The 1312-nt window shown below is 78.7% G+C and carries 1 protein-coding gene; it reads left to right on the plus strand.

Going from position 1 to position 1312, the window contains the following annotated elements; translation table 11 throughout:
- Nucleotides 1-1312: ATP-binding protein (locus tag AB0O00_RS39920; protein WP_363659567.1), on the plus strand; the 1312-nt coding region annotated here is incomplete at both ends.

A 1312-nucleotide genomic window follows, 5' to 3' on the forward strand; every position in this document is an offset into this window, starting at 1 on the left:
CGAGCGCCTGCCGGCCACCGCGGTGCGGCTCAGCCACGTCAACGCCCCGGCGGTGGGCCCGCTCTCCGCACAGGTCGTCGGCCCGGACGCGGTCGAGGCGCTGCAGGCCGTGCTGGACGCCGCGGCCGGCGCCATCACCGACGAGCGCGAACGGGTCGACGCCGCCGCCCGCTCCGCCATGCGCGGCGCCACCTCCAAGATCCAGACGCTGCTCTACCAGATCCAGAGCCTGGTCCAGCAGCTCCAGGACGACAACGACGACCCCCGGCTGCTGGAGGTCGACTTCCGCAACGAGGTCGCCCTGCGCCGGATCCAGACCGTCGCCGTGCTCTGCGAGGCCTGGCCCGGCCTCGCCCGCAGCGACTCCCCGCTCGCCGAGGTCGTCGTCGGCGCGCTCTCCCGGGTGCCCGGCTACGCCCGGATCAAGGTCGCCAACCACCTTCGCGACAACCGCCTCGCCGTGGTCGCCCGCGCCGCCGAGCCGCTCGCCATCACCGTCGCCGAACTGCTCGCCAACGCCACCGCCTACTCGCACCCCGAGACCGACGTCCCGGTCACCGTCCAGCAGGGCGGCCGCGGCGCGCTGGTGATCATCGACGACAGCGGCATCGGCATGGACGACGACCAGCTGCGCCGCGCCCGCCGCCTGCTGTCCGGCCCGCCGGACGTCCTGCTCACCGAGCTCGGCAACCCGCCCAAGACCGGCTTCGCGGTGATCGGCAAGCTGGCCCGCCAGTACGGCTTCTCCTGCCACATCGAGCCCTCGCCGTACGGCGGCATGCGGACGATCCTGCGCATCCCGGCCGCGCTCGTCACCGTCGTCGACGACGAGCAGCCGCTCTCGGTGCTCACCCCGCTGCCGCTGCGGGCCGGTGCCGGGCCCGCCCCCGCGCCGACCGTCCAGGCCGTCCCGCCGATGCGTGACGCCGGCGAGGACCCCGGCCTGCCCCCGCTCGCCGACCGGCACCACCAGCCGGGCCCGCACCCGGCGCCCGCCATGCACGTCGTGCCGTCCGCCGCCGCCCACCCGGGCGACGCCGCCGGCCTGCCCAGCCGGCGCCGCCGTCAGCCGCTCGCCGCCCCCACGGCCGGGCCCGGCGACGCCCCCGCCCGCCCCGCCGCGCCCGGCCCGGGGCACGACCCGGCCGAGGCTCGCGGGGCGCTCGCGCGGACCCCCGAGCGGGCAGCCCGGCACTGGAGCGCGCTCCAGCAGGGCACCGGCGAAGGCCGCGCCGCCGTGGCCGCCGCCGCGCGCGACCGCGCCGCCCCCCCCGCCCGCCCCCACGACCCCCGCCACCACCCGGCCGCCTCC

The sequence above is a fragment of the Kitasatospora sp. NPDC093558 genome, from assembly GCF_040683475.1.
Classification (GTDB): Bacteria; Actinomycetota; Actinomycetes; order Streptomycetales; family Streptomycetaceae; genus Kitasatospora.